This window comes from Pseudidiomarina aestuarii (assembly GCF_048263735.1).
In the GTDB taxonomy this organism is placed as follows: domain Bacteria; phylum Pseudomonadota; class Gammaproteobacteria; order Enterobacterales; family Alteromonadaceae; genus Pseudidiomarina; species Pseudidiomarina aestuarii_B.
The window spans coordinates 689,633-711,308 of record NZ_JBLXDX010000001.1 but is presented as its reverse complement, the minus strand read 5'-3'; the positions used below and the strand labels follow the sequence as shown (position 1 = coordinate 711,308).

The 21,676-nt window shown below is 51.9% G+C and carries 16 protein-coding genes; 5 read left to right on the top strand and 11 right to left on the bottom strand.

Going from position 1 to position 21,676, the window contains the following annotated elements; genetic code table 11:
• The first annotated feature begins 174 nt into the window (after nt 1-174).
• The gene (locus ACN0S4_RS03280) at nt 175-2,844 is read left to right on the top strand and encodes a hypothetical protein (RefSeq protein ID WP_417656284.1); all 2,670 of its coding nucleotides are present in this window, start codon (nt 175-177) and stop codon (nt 2,842-2,844) included.
• A 7-nt stretch (nt 2,845-2,851) separates the two neighbouring features.
• Here ACN0S4_RS03280 and ACN0S4_RS03275 read toward each other — a convergent pair whose 3' ends face one another.
• Together ACN0S4_RS03275 and ACN0S4_RS03270 are read right to left on the bottom strand one after the other, a co-directional pair.
• A complete protein-coding gene (locus tag ACN0S4_RS03275; protein WP_417656283.1) occupies nt 2,852-3,154 on the bottom strand; it encodes a helix-turn-helix transcriptional regulator in 303 nt (100 codons plus the stop codon).
• Nucleotides 3,151-3,276: a hypothetical protein gene (locus ACN0S4_RS03270; protein ID WP_417656282.1), complete on the bottom strand. Its 126-nt coding sequence runs from the start codon at nt 3,274-3,276 to the stop codon at nt 3,151-3,153. The genes ACN0S4_RS03275 and ACN0S4_RS03270 overlap by 4 nt, the downstream gene beginning before the upstream one ends.
• A gap of 494 nt (nt 3,277-3,770) precedes the next feature.
• Between ACN0S4_RS03270 and ACN0S4_RS03265 the strand changes: the two genes are divergently transcribed.
• Nucleotides 3,771-4,748 (top strand): hypothetical protein, encoded by a 978-nt coding sequence (locus ACN0S4_RS03265; RefSeq protein ID WP_417656281.1) that lies wholly within the window; start codon nt 3,771-3,773, stop codon nt 4,746-4,748.
• Between the two features lie 7 nt (nt 4,749-4,755).
• Here the strand turns inward: ACN0S4_RS03265 and ACN0S4_RS03260 are convergent, their stop codons facing one another.
• The 6 genes from ACN0S4_RS03260 to ACN0S4_RS03235 all read right to left on the bottom strand — a co-directional run bounded on the left by ACN0S4_RS03260 (nt 4,756) and on the right by ACN0S4_RS03235 (nt 13,560).
• Nucleotides 4,756-5,907 carry a sulfotransferase family protein gene (locus ACN0S4_RS03260; RefSeq protein WP_417656280.1) on the bottom strand — a complete coding sequence of 384 codons (1,152 nt, stop codon included), beginning with the start codon at nt 5,905-5,907 and terminating at the stop codon, nt 4,756-4,758.
• 146 nt (nt 5,908-6,053) lie between these two features.
• A complete protein-coding gene (locus ACN0S4_RS03255; protein WP_417656279.1) occupies nt 6,054-8,504 on the bottom strand; it encodes a TonB-dependent receptor in 2,451 nt (816 codons plus the stop codon).
• 48 nt (nt 8,505-8,552) lie between these two features.
• Nucleotides 8,553-9,407 carry a carbon-nitrogen hydrolase family protein gene (locus ACN0S4_RS03250; RefSeq protein ID WP_417656278.1) on the bottom strand — a complete coding sequence of 285 codons (855 nt, stop codon included), beginning with the start codon at nt 9,405-9,407 and terminating at the stop codon, nt 8,553-8,555.
• A 76-nt stretch (nt 9,408-9,483) separates the two neighbouring features.
• A complete protein-coding gene (locus ACN0S4_RS03245) occupies nt 9,484-11,370 on the bottom strand; it encodes a PLP-dependent aminotransferase family protein (protein ID WP_417656277.1) in 1,887 nt (628 codons plus the stop codon).
• Nucleotides 11,371-11,403: 33 nt separating this feature from the next.
• Nucleotides 11,404-12,576: an MFS transporter gene (locus tag ACN0S4_RS03240; protein WP_417656276.1), complete on the bottom strand. Its 1,173-nt coding sequence runs from the start codon at nt 12,574-12,576 to the stop codon at nt 11,404-11,406.
• 81 nt (nt 12,577-12,657) lie between these two features.
• Nucleotides 12,658-13,560 (bottom strand): LysR family transcriptional regulator, encoded by a 903-nt coding sequence (locus ACN0S4_RS03235; protein ID WP_417656275.1) that lies wholly within the window; start codon nt 13,558-13,560, stop codon nt 12,658-12,660.
• A gap of 116 nt (nt 13,561-13,676) precedes the next feature.
• Between ACN0S4_RS03235 and ACN0S4_RS03230 the strand changes: the two genes are divergently transcribed.
• Both ACN0S4_RS03230 and gabT read left to right on the top strand, forming a co-directional pair.
• Entirely contained in the window at nt 13,677-15,140 is a 1,464-nt protein-coding gene (locus ACN0S4_RS03230) for an NAD-dependent succinate-semialdehyde dehydrogenase (RefSeq protein ID WP_417656274.1), read from the top strand.
• Nucleotides 15,141-15,158: 18 nt separating this feature from the next.
• On the top strand, nt 15,159-16,448 hold the full coding sequence (gene gabT / locus ACN0S4_RS03225) for a 4-aminobutyrate--2-oxoglutarate transaminase (RefSeq protein WP_417656273.1): 1,290 nt from the start codon (nt 15,159-15,161) through the stop codon (nt 16,446-16,448).
• A 24-nt stretch (nt 16,449-16,472) separates the two neighbouring features.
• Here the strand turns inward: gabT and cysQ are convergent, their stop codons facing one another.
• From cysQ to ACN0S4_RS03210, 3 genes are all read right to left on the bottom strand, one after another.
• The gene (gene cysQ, locus ACN0S4_RS03220; protein WP_417656272.1) at nt 16,473-17,267 is read right to left on the bottom strand and encodes a 3'(2'),5'-bisphosphate nucleotidase CysQ; all 795 of its coding nucleotides are present in this window, start codon (nt 17,265-17,267) and stop codon (nt 16,473-16,475) included.
• Between the two features lie 9 nt (nt 17,268-17,276).
• Complete coding sequence (locus ACN0S4_RS03215) at nt 17,277-17,588, bottom strand: helix-turn-helix transcriptional regulator (RefSeq protein ID WP_417656271.1); 312 nt, start codon at nt 17,586-17,588, stop codon at nt 17,277-17,279.
• A 348-nt stretch (nt 17,589-17,936) separates the two neighbouring features.
• The gene (locus tag ACN0S4_RS03210) at nt 17,937-20,690 is read right to left on the bottom strand and encodes a putative bifunctional diguanylate cyclase/phosphodiesterase (RefSeq protein ID WP_417656270.1); all 2,754 of its coding nucleotides are present in this window, start codon (nt 20,688-20,690) and stop codon (nt 17,937-17,939) included.
• Between the two features lie 343 nt (nt 20,691-21,033).
• On the opposite strand from ACN0S4_RS03210, the gene ACN0S4_RS03205 reads away from it, so the two are divergent.
• Entirely contained in the window at nt 21,034-21,432 is a 399-nt protein-coding gene (locus ACN0S4_RS03205; RefSeq protein WP_417656269.1) for a hypothetical protein, read from the top strand.
• Nucleotides 21,433-21,676 lie beyond the last annotated feature (244 nt).

Here is a 21,676-nt window from a genome sequence, read left to right as displayed (position 1 = left end):
GCCCAGCCCAGCCCAGCCCAGCCCAGCCCAGCCCAGCCCAGCCCAGCCCAGCCCAGCCCAGCCCAGCCCAGCCCAGCGGCGGTTGGTTCTATCGATTGGTGGGAACTGGCTCTATGGGGGAGCCAGTGTGGGTGGCATGGTAATCCTGCATATTTTTTGAACAGGATGCAGGTTATGAAACGCATGAATACGTTTGTACCTTTTGCAGTTTGTTTGTACCTCGTGGCGGCAGTAGCTGTGCCTAGTGCGCACGCCGATACCGTGGCGAGTGATGATTTTCAGGATGGCGAGTATGCCAATTGGACCCTTAGTGGTAATGGCAATGACACAGCCAATTTGTATTTGGGGAATTATTCGCTGAGGCTGGATGGCCTTAGGCAGGCGCAGTGGCAGTTGAGCACCAGTGGTTATGAGAATGTCCAACTGAGTATGGATCTCGGTGGCTTGTATTTGGTTAGTGGTGATTCTTGCCATGCCGAGTATTCCACCAATGGTGGACAGAGCTGGAGCAATGTCCAAACCGTCAACAATGGTCAGGACAATGGCAGCTTTCTGACCGGAACCGTCGCAGCGGGGCTAGATGATCTCACAGATGTGCGTCTGAGGTTCCGTGCAAATACGTTGTTTGGTAACTACTGCTACGGCGACAATGTGTTGCTCACCGGTGATCCTATTACCAGCTCTGGTGGCTTATTTAGCGATGACTTCCAAGATGGCAGCTATGCCAACTGGACCGTGAGCGGTGATGGCAACGACCAGATCAATACCTATCAGGGGAATCTGTCGCTGCGACTCGATGGTCTGCGACAAGCGGAAATCGCCGTCGATACCAGCGGCTATGAGAATGTGCAGCTCAGTATGGATTTAGGGGCGTTGTATCTCGTCAATGGTGACTTTTGTTATGCCGAAGTGTCCAGCAATGCCGGACAGTCATGGCAGTCGCTCGTCACTCTAGGTAACGGTGCTGATGACGGCAGCTTTACCACTGGCAACCAAACCAGTGGGCTGGATGACAATGCCGACGTTCGCGTGCGCTTCCGCGCCTATACCTTGTATGGCAATTATTGCTATGGCGATAACGTGGTGCTAACCGGTTTGGCTATCAGCGGCGAACCCGACCCAGACCCGGAGCCAGATCCAGACCCAGACCCCGGCACCTGTGACTATGATTGCTTCAATGGGGATGGAGACACCGGTCGGACAAGCTTGACGGCGACGCAGTTGCTGGGGACTCAGCAGGTGGGGCTGGTGAATTATCAGCATTATGCGGTGCCTGCGGAAGCCGCGAATCCAACGAATACTTTCAGTGGGACGCTGACGCTAACTATTGAGGCCGGCACGCTGACCGAGCAGGGCACTAGTCTTGCGAGTGCCTATACCACGCCAGAGACTCTGCCGAGCTTTGCTTATGAGTTTGTGCAGCATGGGACCCATTTGTTGCCGCTCGAGCGGCAGTTGATTCAGACTGGGCATCCGTCGTGGGATTTGATTTTATCGCCAGGCCGGGTGTGGCAGGAAACAGGTGATCAAGGTTATAGTCGCGTGGCGTTGCCGTTTGCGCTGCAAGAGGTCAATGCCAATTGTATTCATAATGGCGTGATGACGTTCTTGTTTAAGGATGATGGCAGCATTTCTGAGGTGGCGTATCAAGTTGCGCAGGAAACCTGTCAGTACTTCAAGTACAACCTCCATGGCAAGCTCGCTGCCGACTATGACCCGCAAACCATCAGCTCTGCGAGCGCCGTGATCAGTGCCTATGAGGCCGAAAAAGCAGCGCGCATCCCAGTGAAGCCGCTGAGCGCATTGGCGACCGATTACCCCAGTTCTGGCGTGAGCGTCAGTGCAATTGGTAGTGATCAGTCTGCCAGTCATCGCAGTGCTTATGGCGTTTATTACAACGGTGTGCATTATCAAGGTGCTTGTGCCACGCGGCAGGGTGATTATCCATTCTGTGATGTGATGGCTTTGCCGTCCTACTCAACCGCGAAGTCGGTGGTGGGTGGTTATGCGTTGATGGCTTTGGAGAATCGCTACAGTGGTTCGCAGAAAGACCTCATTGTCAGTGATTATGTCAGTCAATGTCCAACGAGCCGTTGGAGTGATGTGACCTTTGCTGATGCGCTTGGCATGGTGACAGGTAACTATGACTCCTCTGGTGATTCAGTTGATGAAGGCTCGACCGAAACCGTCAACGACTTCTTTTTGACCGCGACGCATGCTGACAAAATCAGTCATGCTTGTCATTATCCGCGTAAGTCGACACCGGGTTCATTGTTTGTGTATCACAGCTCCGACACTTATATCTTAAGTGCTGGTATGCAAGCCTTCTATCAGCAGCAAGAAGGCAGCACCGCTGATTACTACAATGACTTGCTAGTCCCTGAATTATGGCAGCCATTAGAGCTCAGCCCAATGAGCTACGGCACTCGCCGCAGCTACGACACCGTGGCTATGCCATGGGCCGGCTTCGGACTCAGTTTACTCAGCGATGACTTCCTGAAACTGGGACGTTTCGCCAGCATCGATGACGGTGTGGTTGATTCGCAGCAGGTACTCGACCCCACCATGCTCGCCGATACTATGCAGACCACCAGCAATGGCGGCGTCACCACGGGCACATCGAGTAGTCGTTATCGGTATGGTTTCTGGGCCTATGACTTGGGCGCATCCAGTATTATCAGTTGCCCTAGCAACAGTTGGGTTCCCTACATGTCAGGCTTTGGTGGTATTGGCGTGGTATTACTGCCGAACGACATGGTGTACTACTACGTGAGCGACAATAACGAGTACGGCTTCACGCAAACCGTGAACGAACTCAACAAAATCAGCCCCGCCTGCCAGTAACGCGGGGCTAGGTAGTTGACGTGATGGGTTGGAGTTCGCTGCGTTGCCGCGGCAACAACGCGATCTCCAAGCCCATAAGCTTGAAGTACTTCCGCAAGCTATCGAGGCGTGGATTGCCTTTATCGTTTTCGATATCACTGACCACTTGCCGACTCAGCCCAAGCAGCTTACAGACTTCCTCTTGAGTCATCTGTAAGCCTTCCGACCGAATCCGCTTTCCGACTTGGCCCATACTGATAGTACCGTCCAGCATCTGTTGTACCAGCTCAGCCTTCAGCTTGAACCGATCTATTGGCTGCTTTTTACTCATGCGATAAGCCCCCATCGCTGCAATTTTTCCGGAGTTCGGCGGCCGAGTTCGGGCTGGAGCAGTTGCAACTGAAAGCCATCCTGCCACTGACCATCATTGAAAAGTTGTAGTGTAACTAGCATCGTGAGCCTCAATTAATAACTGTCTAATAAACTAGTCATAAATTACTAAATTGTCAATACATGTCTAATATAACAGTCATAAAATAACTATTTAAGTATAATTGACTAATATAATAGACGGTATTTGGTGAGCAGTGAACAGTGAACAGTGAACAGCAACTCGCAAATAGCGAGGAGCGAGTATTCGGTATGCCTTGAAGATTATTGGTTCATGTGCCGCAGATATGGAAAAACTTGTGGCATATTTGCTGCATCAGCACCCCTATTTATTTCATATTTGATGCGTGTGAACACATTTTTCCAGGGGGCTCCCCAACATACGTACTAATTTCTGTGATGACTTACGGGTGAAGTATTTTATTTGTGAATGCCTGCTTGATAGTCGTGGGAGCATGTCGTCACGCTTTGCAGAAGCCCCCCTCGGAGTGGGGGCTGACAACTGGGTTTCTTGGTCTATGATTAATCGTGGTATTGGGATTATGAGGACAAGAACTATGCGATTAGGGATGTTTATGGTGGTGGTGATGGCAGCGCTGCCAGTTGCTGCCGCGGCGGACGAGTTGATGATGCGAAAAGACCATGAGCAGCGCTTGAAGGCTTCGGCGCAGAATAATGGTAATGAAGCTAAGTTGGAGCTGATTTCGTTTTACTTGGAGCCCATGCAAGCGATTGATCGAAATGTGTATGCTTCGCGTGATGGTTATCGCGATTTGTTTGCCGCTTATTGTTGGCAGCAGCAACTGGATCCGAATGAGGATGTTGCGGACGAGATATTGTTGAAAGCGGAGACCACGCGGCAAACGTTGCAGCGGGAATATTTTGATGCTTGGGCATTGATGCCCATTCCTGCAAATGGCAATGCCGACTTCATGGAGATGGAGGATATTGAAGCGAAATGGCAGGAGCGCTGGGGCAAGGGTGCTGAGCCGCAGTACAATCTTATTGGCAAGACGATTCAGCAAAGTATGCCAGAGCTGGCAGCGATTCAACTGACGGGCCCTGCGGATATTCCGGTTGCTGTCGGTAAAGCAGAGGACCTCGCAAATCAATATCCCGATCGACCCGAGCCCCGCGCTTTTATTGCGCAGATTCGACAGATGCAAGGCAATATGCAGGACGCTGAGTATGCTGCGAAGAACGCGCTGAATCTCAACCGGACCCACTATTTAGGCAATATCGTTCTGGCGGGTATTGAGATGCGTCGCTACTATCGGGACCATCCGTGTGATTTTGAAATTGCGTGGCAGCGTATGGTGCAAGCCGATACCGCCAACAGTCCTTCCTTGTTGATGGTAGGTTGGCTGGGTCAGCTGTATAACGCCGGCCCGTTGCCACATCGATTCAATGATCTCGATAGGCAAGTTGCGTTGCATGAGGAACAGATGTCGGCTCTTTCTGCCGAAGAACAGCAGAGCCTGAAGCAGTTTCGTCAGCAGTTGGATGCGGCAAAGTCGCAGCGAGCACAGCCTTGATGAGGCACTAGCCTGCAAAGAAGCGCTGGCCGAGGCCGATGCTGCGGGAGGTGAGGGGTTGGCGCACTTGGGCGGCGCTGGCGGTGGTGCTGGCGCTGCTATTGCGGCGGTGGAAGTCGAGTACTGCTGGTGTCCAGGTGAGGTCGAGGGCATCGAATAGTGCGCGTGAGGTGGTTTCGGGTTGTTGGACGAGCTCCTCGTAATCGATCACGTGTAAACGCGGCAGTTTGGCGCTCAGCCAGGGCTGCATCATGTCGGTGACGGCGTCGTAGTAGGCGCAGCATTCGTCTGTAGAGTACGACCATGGATAGGCTTGAGCGAAAAGCTGCTTGAGGATGGCGTAGCAATGATCTTCGCGTTGGCGGCGTACATAGACAATGTGGGCGTCGGGTAGCGCGCGGAAAATGTGCTCGATATTGAGTAAATTCAGCGGCAGCTTGTCGACAAACGCCCGAGTTTCCGCGGGTAGCGATGGCACGTTGGCACGGTAGGCCGCGCCCATAGCTGCGAAATCCAAAGCATCCGTTAAACCCACCAATTCCGCTTTTCGTGGTGGCCGCGCGGCGCCTGCAGGATTTGCGGCGATAAACGTCCGCTTCAACTCTTGCCCCAAAGCCGCTGGGAACTGATTCAACTCACCAGCCAGATGCACGCCTTCCGCGCAGCCCAGCATACGCTCCAGCAAGGTTGAGCCAGCTCGCGGTAAGCTCACCACAAAGATCGGCCTCGCCCCACTGGAACGCGTTGCCGCAGCAGTAAGCAAAGGAGCAACTTGTGCCGCGCGGTCGCGCAGGGCGGTAAGAGTGGCGAGGTCGTCCGCTATGTCGTATTGGATATGTTGGCGCCGCAATGCGCAGGCAGTGCGTAGCACCGCAAAGCTTTCGGTGAGTAGCTCTGCATCATCCGCGCCGACAGCACAGTCTTCGAGTTCTTTGGCAAGGGCAAAGCCCAGTTGCACCCGTGCCTTAACCGCACCCGAAGCAGCGCGAGCCAGTGCCGCCCGCAACGCCACCACATGGTTATCCCCACCTTCAGAAGTAAGCGACCAGCGCCGCAGACCGCTGCGCAGGAGCCAAGCTTCCGCGTCGTCGGGACGCAGCTCAAGCACTTCATCTAAGCAGCGTTCAGCGCCCGCAAGATCGCCAGTGATGCGAAGCATCGTGGCGAGGTTGAACAGCAGCGTCGGACGCGCAGCCGCACTAGCAGATACAAGAGCGCGGCGATAGAGATCTACCGCCGCGTTATAGTTGCTTGCTTCAGAAGCTCGCAGCGCAGCCGCAGCTAGGCTGGAACTATCCTGCATGCTTACCAGCCGAAGTCGTAGCTAAACTGAATGCCGATGGTACGTGGCTGACTGATGTATTGTTTCGAGCTATTACCATAGAAGTTCTCGTCCGGGTCCGTGCCCATGTAGCCTTCTGACAACACGCCCGTCACCCCTTCCTCGTTGAAGATATTTTTCACGAAGAGCGTAACCTTCCAGTCATCCGCGTGCAAGGTGGTTGAGGCGTTGGCAATCCAGAATGACGGCAAGTCGATGTCAAAGTTTGGATTGCTGCCCAAGGCATTGCGCGAGTCAGACTGATAGTAAGCACTGACATTGCTGACTAAGTAATAGCCGCTGTCGAGATCCATGGAGTGGTTCAAGCCAGCGCTGAAGGTGTTCTTCGCCATGCTAGGCAATTGCTCGCCGGCTACAGCATAAACGTAGCTTGAAGGGTTGGCTTGGTTGCCTGATGGCACCACCAAATCTTTCGTTAGTTCCGCATCAACGTAGGCATAGCCCAAGTTATACTTAATATTGTCGGTGAGGAAGCCTTTGAATTCCGCTTCTAAACCTTGGCTACGTGCTTCTTCGCCGTTTACTGCAGCGTAGAAGCCCCAGTTTGGTGTGGCGATGTTCAGTTGCGGATCTTCCCAATCCATGCGGAACAAGCTGATCGAGTAATTGTGACGATTCACCGAGCCTTTGATACCCGTTTCCATGTTCACAACACTGTCTGGGGCATAGCTGAGATATTCTGGGTTTTCCGCAAAGGCGCCCGTTAGAGGTACTGCGCTGGTACCGCCGCGACGATAACCTTCGGACACCGTGGCGTACCACATCAGGTCAGCGGATACGTCATATGAGACGTTGGCTTTGAACAAGGTGCCGTTGTCGTCAAAGTCAGAATCCACATTGGCTGGGCCCGGATAAATCGGTAGCTCAATGGTGGTGTCGTTGCTGATATCGTTGTCGAAGTGACGTAACCCGAACGTCGCGCTGAGTTTGTCGGTCATGTTCCAAGTCAACTCACCGTAGAACGACAGCTCTTTCACGCTGCGTGTGTCGCGATACAAGAAGTCTTGGTCGGTGAGCGTGCCGCCCCAGCTTGCAAGGGTGTCGTCAAATCCGCTGGCTTGCGCCCAGGTGCTAAAGCCTGGCATCAGACTGTCTTGGCCTGATGCGGTGTCTTGATCGAAGTAGAACGCACCAATAATCCAGTCGAACTCGTTCGAGCCGTTGGATACTAAGCGCAATTCTTGCGTAAAGCCTGAGTCTTCATAGAAACGATTCGCGATAGCGAGCGGGCGTGGACTGCCACCGTAGTACCATGCAAACCAGTTGTTTTGTGCGTAGAAGCCGCTGTTATCTGAAGTTGATGAGCCCTCATGCTCATAGTCAGACGTGCTCGATGACAAAGTAGCAAAGCCAAGGTCCCACTCTAATTCCAGTGAGGTGGCGCTGACTTCACGCTCGGCTGGTTCGCGATGAACCGCACCATTTTCGTAGTCATCGTACGGCTGCTCGGTGCCATCCACCCAGTTGGTGCCAGTGGTGACTTGACGACGACCGCCAATGTCATCTTCTTGGAAATGGTGGCTGAACAGGGCAGAGAAGTTGTCATTCGGTTGCCACAATACGCCTACTCGGCCGTAGGTGATTTCTGCGGTGTCGGCGTCTTCAACGCGTTCGAATACCGGGTCACCGTTGGCAATATCACCACCTTGGGCAACCGGCTCGCCATTGCCATCCAGCGCATACACATTGGCGTAGTCGACAATACCTTCGTTATCAATACGCCCAATAAAGCCGCGCACGGCCAAAGTCTCGCTTAAAGGTTGGTTAACGAGCGCAAAGTAGTTTTTGTTAAAGCCATCAGAGCCTTCGGCTTGTGCCAAACCACCTTCCACGCGAGCATAGCCGCTGTAGAGATCTGGCTTGTTCAAACGATAGCGCACGGTACCTGCCAGTGACCCCGAGCCATACAAGGTGCCTTGTGGTCCGCGCAGAATTTCTACCGCATCCACATCTTTCAAGATGAAGTTGGCGAACAGCGGCGTGTCATTTACATAAGTGCTGACCGTAGGTACCGCATTCACTGCAAAGTCACCGTTACCTGCGGAGTCCACGTTCATACCGCGGATCACAATGTTATTGATGACGCCTGAGTTCCGATAGCCACGGTCGACCACAGTGATCCCCGGGGTTTCACGCATCACGTCCACTTGGTCGACAATGTTGCGTTCTTCTAACTCAGAACCCGACAGTACCGAGATGTTGTAAGGAATTTCATTCACCGTCGTAGGGCGGCGAGTGGCGGTGACGGTAATACGTTCATCGGCTTCAGCGCGCGCTTCAGCGTCTTGCTCTTGTGCAGCGAGTGGCTGTGCGAAAGCGCCAAGCAGCAATGCTGAACTCACGGCAAGCGCAAGCGGCGAGCGGCTAAATTTTGGATTATGCATGTTGTCTGTGGTTACGTTTGTGGTTGTCATCGGGCTATCCCCTCTGTTTATTATTATGTCTGAAAAAGTCATGCTTTTTCAGGAAGTTTTTGGTTTTGCTAGCGGTCCGAGTGCATCCAGACTCGCTGAGCGTTGAGCTTGATACTGCGGGAACGAATGCGCAGCATCGCGGAAACTTTTCAATGGTTGTCCCAAGCTGTGCCAGCCGTTTTCACGGACACGGCGCAAGTAATTGAGATCGAGGTCAATCAAAATCATTTCGTGCTGATCACCTGCTTGGTGAATCACTTCACCGCCTGGGCCTGCAATAATGGAGCGCCCCACACCGATGCTGGCGGCAGCGTTCACCGAGATCACGTAGGCTTGATTCGTGGCGGCGCTGGCGCGGGCAATAGCGAGTTCAGTATCACGGTCGATAGTATTGGTCAGCGTGGGATGCAGAATCACTTCGGCACCTTGCCAAACGAGCGAGCGGGTGGTTTCAGGGAACCAGAGGTCGTAGCAAATCGAAACACCAAAGGTTGCCACGCCAGGGATGGTAAACACCTGCGCCTCAGTACCAGCACTAATACCCTCTTCATAAGGTAAGAATGGGTAAAGTTTGCGATGGCGACAGACCACTTCACCTTGCGGGTTGTAAACACTGGCGGTGTTGTAGATGTGGTCGCCGTCGCGCTCAAACAGAGAGCCATTGCACAGCCAAATGCTGGCATCGCGGGCAAGCTGCTGAAACTTCTTGTCGGTTTTACACGGGAGTTTGGCAGCATAACGTGGCGCTGGGCCAAAGGTTGCCAGTTCCGGAATCACCACCATTTGCAGATGTGGATAGCGGCGCTTAGCTGCCATCACTTGGGCTTCGATATGCTCGAAGTTATCCGTGTTGGCGCTGAGGTTCAGTTGTAACCCAGCAAGGGTAAATATGTTGTCAGACATCCATGACTCCAATTTGGGACATGGATCTACGGTAGATTTTTACGGCGGGGACGAATAGGTCCAGTTATGGACGAGTTTAAGAGCCAGTTTCGGCTGTGGCTGCTGTTTCGGCGATAGGGTGTAGGCGAAAGAACGCCGAATCGACCAGTTTGCCGTCGCGCACCCAGTTGATACGATTGTTGTCGGTATAGATTTCAAAGCCGAGGGTTTCGCCGTAGCTCCATTCTTGCCATTGACGGAACCAGCGATCACCCTCCAGCCACCATTGGCCAGAGTCGTGGCGCTCATCTTGATAGCCTTCCCAACCCACCATGCTGCCGTCGGCATGTAAGCGAATTCGGTAGGGGTCGCCGAATACGGTGCGGCCGATAAATTCGACGCGGCTGGCAAAGTCGCGCAGCTTGGCGCCACGGAGGCGCTTGCCCCACTGGTCTGCGGTTTGTTGACGGGTGGCATCTTGCTGCTCCCATTGCCGCATCAGTTGTGCCAAGAGTTCGACGCCGGCGCGAATCGACTCGGTTTTAATGCTACTGACACCGAGGCGGAAGTAATGATGAGGCTTGGTACTACCGCCGAAAAAGCGCGTGACCGGCTCAATCAAGATCCCTTGTTTGGCTGCTTCAGCCGCAAACTCGCGGCTGTCGAGTTGAGTTGGCCCTTCAATCCAGCAGGTACTGCCGCCGACAGTGCGACTGGTCACAATACGCGTGGACAAATAATGATTCAGTGCTTCGCGCATTTCCTGCCAACGCTCAGCCAGTTCATGATTCAATTTACGTAGGGTTTGGTCGTAATAGCCCAGTGACAGGAATAAGCCCATGACGCGCTGATTATTGGCCGGTGGATGGCGTGAAATCAGAGTCCGCAATTGCCGCGCTTGTTTGATCAAAGGTGCTGGCGCGACCATAAAGCCAAGACGCAGCCCAGGCGCTAATACCTTGGAGAAGCTGCTGACATAAACCACGCGGCCGTCGGTGTCCAAGCTCTTGATAGCAGGGTGCGGCTGCGCGACAAAGTTACTTTCACTCTCATAATCATCTTCAATAATGATGAAGTCATCATCACGCGCTTGCTGAATAATTTGTTCGCGATGTGCCATGGGCATAGTGACTGCGGTTGGCATTTGATGACTAGGCGTGACGTACAACACATCGGTATGCGCCGGAATTTGGCTGGGGATAATGCCACTTTCATCCACTTCCGCTAAGTGAATAGGACTGTACGCTTGTTGCGCGAGTTGGCGTATGCCCGGATACCCTGGCTCTTCAATAGTCACCAAGGTTTGGTTATTCAGCAGCAAGCGGGTGAGTAAGTACAAGCCGTGCTGTGAACCCAAAGTGACTAGAATCTCATCTTTATTGGCGTAGATACCGCGGCGGGGCAGCACTTTGGTGCGAATTTCTTCGGTCAGTAAGGTATCGTCGTCGTGCCCGCTATCGGATGCCCAATTCTTAATTTCGTTGACGTTTAAGCTGAGTTTGGAGCACTCGCGCCACTGCTGGACCGGGAATAGGCTGGGATCAAACTGACCATCAATAAAGGGGTAGGGGTATTGCTGCCAATTCGGTGGATAGGGTGGTGCTAGATGATCCAGTCGGAGTTTATTCAGCCGCCGCTGCCAGTCATGTTCTTGCAGTTGTTGTTCAGGTTCATTGGGTGTTTGCAGCTGTTCGCTGTGCGGTTCGAGAGCGTGCTGATCGTACAAGTCAGCGCGGACATAAATGCCGCTGCGTTCTTTACTTTCGAGATAGCCTTCGTCGATTAACTGCTCATAGGCCGCAACCACGGTGTTCCGCGCGATGCCGAGCTGTTCGGCGAGCTTGCGGCTGGACGGCATTTTACTGCCACAGGCAAAATGGCCCATAGAAATGGCCTGCACCAGCTTTTGCATCAGCTGTTGCTGTAAATTGGCCGCTCCGTTGCTAGAAGCTTGCGTGTCGAGAACAAATAATGGCTGCATCATGCACGCAGTGTAGAGGGTGTCGACGGGCGCTGTCTAGATGCTTTCGTTGGCAGACTGCTGGTCGAGGATGCGCGACGGGTACAGCGAAATAAATGCCGCGGCAATTAATAATACGGTGGCAATGGTAATGAGTTGCCCGTAGTCAGAGTCAGCCACAATAAAGGCAGCGAACATGGGGCCTGAAGCTAAACCCATTTTGGAGGCAAAGCCGCCAAGTGCCGCCATTTGGCCTGCTTTGTCGAATTCGCTGCAGACGCCCAGTAGGTAGGCAATCGAGAATGCCCAGGTAATACCAACCAAGATATTGGCCAGCCAGAATACCCACTCATGGAAGCTGTAATGCAAAGCAAAGGTGGCTGCTGCGGTAATCAGGATACCGCCCAGAATTGGCAAAGTACGGCCAAACTTAGCGCCCATCAAGACCACAAAGCCAGAGCCAGCAAGACCCAACCAAGCCGACACGCCAAGCGCTGGGCTGATAGTGGAATCGAGATTGAGACCTGCGACCTCACCCAGATCAATGATGTAGGCATACAGTGCCATATTGGCAGCTTGGAAGAGAAAGACCGAGAAGATGGCAAAGCCGAGCGGACGCTTTTGCACCGGTGCAATAATTTGCTTGGGGTCGCGTATCTGAACCGGATAATCCGGCAGGAATTGCAACATGATCAGGGAGATGACACAAAAAGCAATAAGCGATGCGAACAGGATCCAACTACCCATAATTGGCACCAAAGGTGGCAACAACATCACGCCCAGCCCGCCTAAACCAAACTGAACAAACAACAGCATACCGAAGGTCTTGTGCGGATCTTCGGTACGCGCAATCACCGCAAAACTAATGCCGACGAGAAGGCCGCCGACGAAACCATGCACCGAGCGCATGATCATCATGGTGAGTTCTTGGTCGATGAGCATAGAAAAGCCGTCCATGGCGATAAGTACGACCAACAAGAACAAGGCAACGGGTTTCCATTGGATTTTGCGGATAATAAAAATGGCCGCAAAAGCCCCAAAGGCAGCACCGTATATATTCAAAGAACCGATAAAGCCTGCGTCTTGATTGGAGAATCCAAGTCCATTGATCAAGCCACTGACAATAGCGGGCATTAAATTGACATAGAAGAATCCTGCGGTGGCTAAGAATGCGAGCATCAGTCGTGCGGTGTAACCGTTCGGCGCGACTGCCTTTGCCAATGAGTGCATAACAGGATCCTTGTTTATTATTGTTATTTAGTGTCCCTCACCTTACCAACTCCAGTTACAGGTGCGAGAGCCAGTTTTCGATCATTGATGGTGCCAGTTGACTGCTTTGAGCGCTAATTCAACTTTTTCTGGCTCCCGTGGCTGCTTGCGCGTCACCCAAAACTGCTCGAACGGATAGTGATAGCGCTCAGGCTCAATAAAGCGCAACTCACCGGATGCGATATACGGGTGCGCTAATGCCTCCGGCAAAAAGCCGAGATAAGCACCGGATAAAATCAGACTTAAGCGAGCATCGAACTGATACGCCTTGGCTTGTGGTTTAAGTAGTTGCAGCAATTTGCGGCCATCGGGATTGATGTTGACGCCGGGATGTACTGCTGGAAAGTTCTTGAGCTCGGTTTCGTTGATGTCTGTTTGATGAAACAACGGATGCGCCTTGCCACAGCACAAGTAGATGGGCGTACTAAACGCAGGGTGATACGCCAAGCCATCCATTTGCCGATAACCGGGCATAAGTGCTAGGTGTGCTTGGTTCTTGAGTAGCGCAAGTTCGATTTGCTGCAGCGGCAATAAGTCAATACTCACTTCGACGGTGGGCGCTTGCGCGTGGATATAGTGCAACGCCTTTGCTAAATGTTGCTGGCGCGGTTGATCGAGTTGGTCACTACAGAGAATGGTCAGCTCACCACTTAGGTCACGGCTGACTTTGGCAATGGCATGGCGAAAGCTGTCGTGGGCATCATTAAGCTCGAGGATAGCGGCGTACACCGATTGTCCCTCGCGAGTGAGCGCAAAACCCTGCCTGCCGCGTCGACAGAGGGTGAGCCCAAGGCGCGTTTCCAAATCACTCATGTAGGTGCTAATAGCCGAGAGACTTACATTGAGCTCGGTTTCCGCGGCACTGAAGCCACCGCACTCGACCACAGTACGAAACACCTGCAGTAACTTGAGATCAAAGTCGGTTAGTTGCCTATCTGTGAACATGACGCGCCTTTAGTTATAAATTTCTATAAGTATACATTTATAACTTTATATTTATTGAAGTAAAGGGGTTTTGCTTTACTAGCGGCATTCTTTGATTGCTGAAGTGGAGCTCATACATGATTCCGAAACCTGTGCAGGGTGTAGTAGACAACGATTTGCTCGATGCGACATGGTTCAGTGAGGCTGCAGGCAGTTTTGCGGTGAGTAATCCGGCGACGAGTGCAGCCTTTGCGTGGGTACCCGATGCCTTGGCGGGAGATGCTGAGGTTGCGATTTTGGCCGCGGCTAAAGCGTTTTCATCATGGTCTGCGCTGGCGGCACGTGAGCGCGCCAAGGTACTGTTTCTCTGGGCTGATTTGCTGTTGGAACACCGTGCTGATTTGGGTGCTTTGCTGAGTTATGAGCAAGGCAAACCGGTGGCTGAAGCCATCGGTGAAATTGAGTACAGCGCCTCTTATGTGCAGTGGTTTGCTGAAGAAGCCACGCGGCTTTATGGCGATACCATTCCGGCCCCAGCGAGTTCCAAACGCATTCTGGTGACCAAGCAGCCGGTGGGTGTAGTAGGCGTGATCACACCGTGGAATTTCCCAATGGCGATGCTGGCGCGCAAGGCAGCAGCTGCTTTAGCTGCGGGTTGCACATTGGTAGCTAAGCCTGCGCAGGAGACGCCGTTGTCAGCCTTTGCCTTGCAACGGTTGGCGGTGCGCGCTGGAGTTCCAGTCGATGCCTTCGCGGTGGTGGCGGGCACGGATTCGGCGGCTATTGGTGAGGTGCTAACGCAGCATCCGGCGGTCGCGAAGTTTAGTTTTACCGGGTCGACTCGAGTGGGGCGTATTTTGGCTGCCCAGTGTGCCTCGACAGTGAAGCGCGTGTCTTTGGAATTAGGAGGCAATGCACCTTTTATAGTGTTTGCCGATGCCGATATAGAAGCAGCGCTGGATGGCTTGATGCTGGCGAAGTTTCGCAACGCGGGACAAACCTGTGTATGCGCGAACAGAGTGCTAGTGGATGCTGCTATTGCCGATGAGTTTACCGAGCGTTTGGCGGCTCGCGTTCGCGCGTTACGCATGGGTTCCGCGTTTACCGATGATGGCTCGGCGGCTGATGTGCAAATTGGGCCGCTGGTTCATGAGCGTGCCGCTGCAGGTTTGCGTGAGTTGCTGACGCGAGCGATGGCCGATGGTGCGCGGTTAGTGGGTGTAGATGGCGTGACAGGTGAAGGCGCTTGGTTGCAGCCCTGTGTGCTGGCGGATGTTCGGAATGACTCTGAACTAGCGCAGTCGGAACTGTTTGGGCCTGTTGCTCCGGTGATCAAGTTTCACGATGAAGCCGAGGCTTTGGCGTTAGCGAATGCGACGGAGTATGGATTAGCGGCTTATTTGTACAGCCGCGATATCGGCTGCTGCTTGCGGGTAGCTGAAGGTTTGCAGTTTGGCATGGTCGGCATCAATGACGGTGCGATCTCCAACGCCGCCGCGCCGTTTGGCGGCATGAAACAAAGTGGCTACGGACGTGAAGGCTCGAAGTACGGGCTCGATGACTACGTCGAAACCAAATATTTAAGTATTGGCGGAATTTAAGAGTTAGTTGAGGAATTGATGATGACAACAAATGCAGAATTACAACAACGTAAATTGGCGGTCTTTGCCCGCGGTCAAGGTAATGTGTATCCGGTTTATGTGGAGCGCGCTCGGAATGCTGAAGTGTGGGACGTGGAGGGTAAACGCTACATTGACTTAGGCACAGGTATTGCAGTGTGCAACACGGGGCACGCGCATCCGACTGTGGTCGCAGCAGCGCAGCAGCAATTGGAAGCTTTTTCGCATACCTGCGTGATGGTGAATCCGTATGAAGTTGCGGTGGAGTTGGCGGAGCGCTTAACGCGCTTGGCACCTGGCCCTTCAGCGAAAAAGGCGTTGTTCGTGAGTACCGGCGCTGAAGCGGTGGAGAACTGCGTGAAAATTGCGCGCGCGGCGACCGGTCGACGTGGTGTTATTGCATTTACTGGCGGCTTTCATGGGCGTACTAACTTAGCGATGGGGTTGACTGGCAAAGTAGCGCCGTACAAAGCCACGTTTGGGCCATTCCCTGCAGATATCTACCATGCACCGTTTCCGATGAGTTCACACGGTGTCTCTGAACAGACATCCTTGTCATGCTTGCAGCATATCTTTAAGGCGTCAATTGCGGCTGCCGATGTCGCGGCCATTATTGTTGAGCCCATTCAGGGCGAAGGCGGCTTCTATGCGGCATCGCCGGCATTTCTGCAAGCGCTGCGGAAGCTTTGTGACGAGCATGGGATTCTATTGATTCTGGATGAAATTCAGACGGGCTTTGGTCGCACGGGACGCATGTTCTGCGCCGAATACAGTGGTGTGGAAGCTGACTTGATGACCATGGCAAAAGGCATTGCTGGCGGCCTACCATTGGCGGCTGTAGTGGGTCGCAGCGAGATTATGGATGCCGCGCACGTCGGCGGTTTGGGCGGTACCTACGGTGGCTCACCGGTGGCTTGCGCCGCAGCACTCGCGGTGCTGGATGTGATTGAAGACGAACAGCTGATCGAGCGCGCGGTTGCCATCGGCGCTGAATTCTCGCGGGCTTTAGGGGCTCTGCGTACCGAATTTCCAGAGTTGATTCTGGAAGTGCGCCAAGTGGGAGCGATGATCGCGCTGGAACTCGTGCACGACGGCGACGCTCGGCGACCGAATACTGAACTGGTGCAACGGCTGATTCAGTTGGCGCCTGAGCATGGCTTGATCTTGTTGTCCTGTGGCTATTACGGCAACGTGATCCGCTTTCTGCCAGCGCTAACCATGGACGATGCGGTTCTAGGCGAGGCGCTCGAAACCTTCGACGTCCTGTTCCGTCGCGCCGCTAGCTACTAGCCAGTAACCAGTCAGTGGTGGTGATCAGCAGCGTGCGATGAAAAACGGATTGAGCAGCGACTCTTTTTGGTTGTAACGCAGCGGTTCACCGGTGAGGTCATGCATGTCATGGCCAACGCCAAGTAGCACAGCATGTGCTGCGGCAGTGTCCCATTCCGAGGTGAGACCGAGACGTGGGTATAAATCGGCCAAGCCTTCTGCGAGAAGGCAGATCTTTAAGCTGCTGCCCATGGGTACGAGTTCGTAGGGCTGGTCTAACTGTGCCAAGAAATCCGCCATATCCGGCGATTGGTGAGACCGTGAGCCAACCACTCGTAGCACCGAGCCAGCAGGACGCGGCGCACGAAGCTCGTGGCTGGTCCCCAATATCGAGTCATTGAGCCAGCTCGCTTGACCACGAACGCCTGAGTAGAGTTTCTGTAACGCTGGTGCGTACACTACACCAAGAATCGGCACGCCGTGCTCAATTAGCGCGATATTGACCGTGAACTCACCGTTGCGTTCGATAAATTCTTTGGTGCCATCGAGTGGGTCCACTAACCAGTAGCGATCCCAGGTGCGGCGCACCGACCAATCGACCAAAGCCGATTCCTCTGACAAGACCGGCAGCGCCGCCAGTTCCTTGTCAGCAAGCGCGCCTAAACCATCCACAATAATATGGTGGGCTTTCAAATCCGCTTGTGTCAGTGGGCTATCGTCACCCTTGACCGATACTGCGGCACGCTCGGCAAAATCGGGAGCATTATAGATGTCCATAATGGCTTTGCCCGCGGCTACAGCAATGGTTTCGATTCCTTTCACTACATCTGGCTTATGCATAATGTCCCTTTAAGCTCGCTCGAGCGCGATTAACTTTGCTTGATGAGATTTATAATCAGCCTCAAGTTTAAACAATAATGGGATGGAAATCTGAAAAGTTCGGTTAATTTTTGCGGCGAGCTCAATGCTAAGTTCACTTTCGCCATTGATGAACCTTGTAACAGTAGATTTTGCGATATTCAGGTCTCTTGCTGCGCTTGCCGCAGTCATATTTTTCCGTTCTAGGAAGGCCTTAAAATGCGCACCGGCTCCTGCTGGAGCTTCGAGCAAGCCCTGTTTTCGCAATTGCTGGACAGTTAAATTTTCCGATTGTGATGTCATGACTGATGTCCTGCCTAGCTGAACGTCCCAACCATGCAATGACAGCTTTTGATTGAGCACTGCTTGTTGAGTCAAATACAAGCTTCATGATGTATCGATAGATTATTTGTAGCAGAAGGTTGCGTGACGCGCAACTCTGTGCGTTTGGTTAGGAGGTTTGTCTATTCTAATTAAATGGTTGATTCTGAGATGGCGTAGGCTCTTAGGCTCGATGATCTGTACTGGCCGATATCTTATTAAGTATATTTAAAATCAATATTTTAAATTTATCGAATCGATAATATCGTTCAACAAATTCCGACTAATAAGCGACTAAAAGTGTCAGTCGCCTACATTTAAACTATAGGCCTAAAGCACTTTACTATCGCGGTTGGCGTAGTTGAGGAGGTCGGCGAGTGGCATTGGGCGCGCGAAGTAGTAGCCCTGCATGCGATCGCAGCCGAGTGAAGTGAACATGTCGACTTGTTCTTTGGTTTCGATACCTTCAACAACGACCATTTGGTCGAGTTGTTTACAGATACTGATGATACTGCCGACCAAGGTGCGTTGACGTTCATTGATGTCGAGGTCACGGGTGAAAGCGCGGTCAATTTTGATGATATTGACTGGCAAGGTGTTTAAGTAGGACAGGTTTGAGAAGCCCGTACCGAAGTCATCGATAGCTAATTGGCAACCCAGTGCACGTAGACGCTCTAACAATGACTCAGCTGATTTTTGTTGCTCAAACATGCCGCTTTCGGTGAGTTCTAAACACAACAGTTGAGGGTCAACACTGTAATTGCGCAAACAGCTACCGAGGAAATGCGCGAAGTCGTACCGTTTTAATTGTTGTGAGGAGACATTTACCGACACTTGCAGTTGTTGCAGTAGCGGTGTCTTCTGAATATCTCGAAATACGTGGTGTAGCACCTGCTCACCCACTTGGATTATTTGGCCACTTTGCTCGGCTATCGGGATAAATAAGGCTGGCGGCATAAACTCGCCATCTTGCTGCCAGCGCACCAAGCTCTCAACACCAACCATCTCACCTGAAGCGACATCAATAACCGGCTGGTAATAAACTTCGAGGCCGTTTTTATCGAGCACCGCCTGCAACTGATTGCGCATCATAAAGGTACGGCGATAGTTCTCTGCCATATCGTCCACAAAATAGCGATAGGTATTGCCTCCCGCATTTTTGGATTCTGACATGGCTACGTCAGCCAGTTGCACCAACTGTTTCGGGTCAATGTCGCCACGTTCTGATTCGGCGATACCAATACTGGCAGATACAAACGCTTCGAACCCATTCACCAAGTACGGCATGCGAATGCGTTTGATCAGCATCATGGCGAGGACGTCGAGCTGTTCGCGATTGGTATTGCGCACATGCACGATAAATTCGTCAGCACCAAAGCGGGCAATTTGCGCCGAGGGCGGTAAGGATTTCTTAATTCGAGCACCGACTTCGGCTAACACTTTATCGCCATGCTCGTGACCGAAGCTGTCGTTGAGCGGTTTAAAGCCGTCCAAGTCGATAAAGATAATCGCGTTCGAGCGTTTCGCGCCTTCTTTACAGGCACCGACCGCAATAATGTCATCGTGGAAGGCGTCTCGACGCAGGAGCCCGGTAATGTCATCAAAGCGGGCAATGTCGCTGATGCGTTGCTTTTCAATACGCAGGCGGCGACTGTTATCGGATGCGAAGATCAAAGTGGCGCAAAACGCGATGGTGAACCACAACAGCATTTGATTCAGTTGAGCGTTGTTAAACAGCGCTGAGTAATCGGCAACATAACTATAAAACATGCCGGGGTCAGCGGAATTCAGGATAGACTTTTCGCGCGAAATGCCGTGCTGATAGCGTTGCGCTATTTCAACGTCAGATACAGCGGTTAAGTCGCCACCATCCATTGGTAAGAACAGGGTGGGTGAAACTGCTAAAAAGGTATGCAACGGTACCGAGTGAACGCTTTGCGGGACCTGTACTATCTCGCGAATATCGAGAAAGAACAAAATCGAGTGACGTTTGTCATCACGCATTATGGGTAATGCGACGATCATTTTGGGCTTAGCTTCAGCGAGTGATCGCGCAATAATGGCGCGTGATAGCGAAGTAAAGCCGCTATTCAACCATGCTCGCAACGAGTCGCTCGATAGGTAGCCGTTTTCGAGGTAGTTTTTGCCTTCGCCAATGTGCATCAACACTTCTTGTTGATCATTGAATATGAGGATGCCACTGACGGCATCGAAATCGATAACAAACTGGGTTAGATCTTGTTCATAGCCTTTGGGAAAGAAAGGCTCGTACATGGACTCTAAACGTTTCTGTATGCGCATAAAGGCATGTTCATTCATACTCATGCGATCATCAATGCTCGTCGCTATTTCATCTATGCGCACTTCAGTTTCTTGCGTATAAAGACGGATAGTTTGTGCGGTAATGACATACCAGACGAGTACCCCAACAACCAAAAACAGTAGCGCACCAGTGAGTATTTTCTTCGGTGCATAGCGTGACTTTTCAGGTAAACGTAAGCGCAAAAAGAGAGCCAGAGCACCGAGAAAAATACAGACACCGACAATCGACATTGCATTTGGATTACTGGTTTTTAGTTCCCTATCTGCAGAAGCAATAGGTGATGGGGTAAGCGTGGATATAGTTGCGGCGAGGTCAGGAAACCAAAACAGGGTTTGCATGGCGAGTAATCCGAGCATAGCTGCAGCGGCCGTGTACTGCCATAATTTGCGTCCCCAAGGTGTGTTAACTGGCACAAAGAAGCATGACGCCGTCAACGTAATCAATGTCAGAGTCAGTAGCAAAGGCACGCTGACCAAACCGCCAGAACCTGTTGCCCATATTTGAATGAGCATGTACGTGATAAAGCCCACCAACCCAACTGCACAAAGAATCAGTAATCGATTTTTCTCATAAAATAGCGCCAGTAATCCAGCACCGAGAAAAAGTGTTGTGACACTCGTGAAAATGGGGAGAACCGGCATGATAAGCGCATCACCCCACAGCCAAAACTCAGCCACACCAATGCTACCCACCAACAAGAACAGGCAAGCGATACTTAAGTACATAGCAACAGCGGCGGAACGGCTGATCCGGTTCAGCATGTGATCCCCAGAATTATTAAAGTCTTAATCTGTCAGTTGTTATATCGGGAATTGGCTCTGATGTGAAGTGGTAGCAATAAAAAAGGCCGGCAATGGTGACATTGCCGGCTAAGTTAGAAGTTCGGAGACAGACATTTTAGACAGACATTTCTGATAAGAAACAGCCTCTTTTATTTAGCCCAAATTCTGAGCAAATCACAACCTGAAATTCGGACTAATTTTAACAAGTGTTATAACAAAAAGTCCGTATTTTTATATGATCTATATCTAGTTAATTAAGATTGATTCGATTGTAATTTCGTTGTAAAACAAAGACTCATGTTGTGGCTAAAAGGAAGCTCGTATGACGTTGAGGAGTTTTACTCTGCGTTTTACCGGCATAGTTGCACTCATGTTTTCCAGTTCTGTTGTAGCGGACGATTTGTGGTCACTAACAAGGTTAGCGGATACATCGCAAACATCGCAGCGGGTTGCAGAAGTGGTGATTAACGAGGCGGTACTTGAGGCAATCATGGTGGGTGAGTTGGTATCGATTCCGATGCCAAATAAACGTGCTGATTTTCAATTGTCGATGGTAACTCGTCATCAAGGTGGAGGAACTTCATTTATGGGGTTTGCACCGCCAGATCATCGCATTCAGTTTAGTAATCGGTTCGGCGTTTTTGATGTACAGGTGCAATCGGGTGAACAAATTTATGCCGTGGTAGCTGAAAATGAGAGACTATTCCTGGTATTGCAGTAAACAGGGACTCGTCATCTAACTGGAACGAACTGCAGGTAAGGAGCCTATTACTCAAAAAGTGATAGGCTTTTTTGTTTTAGCTCAATGCGTTATACCGTTAAATTCAATGGCGGAGCATAAGCTGGCAAAGTTTAAGGTTGTATTCAATAACGACAAGTGTAAAATTTCGGTAACGACTGCGTTATAAGCTTGTCGTGAACTACTCACGATACGCATACTAACCAAAGAAATACGCAGAGGCGCT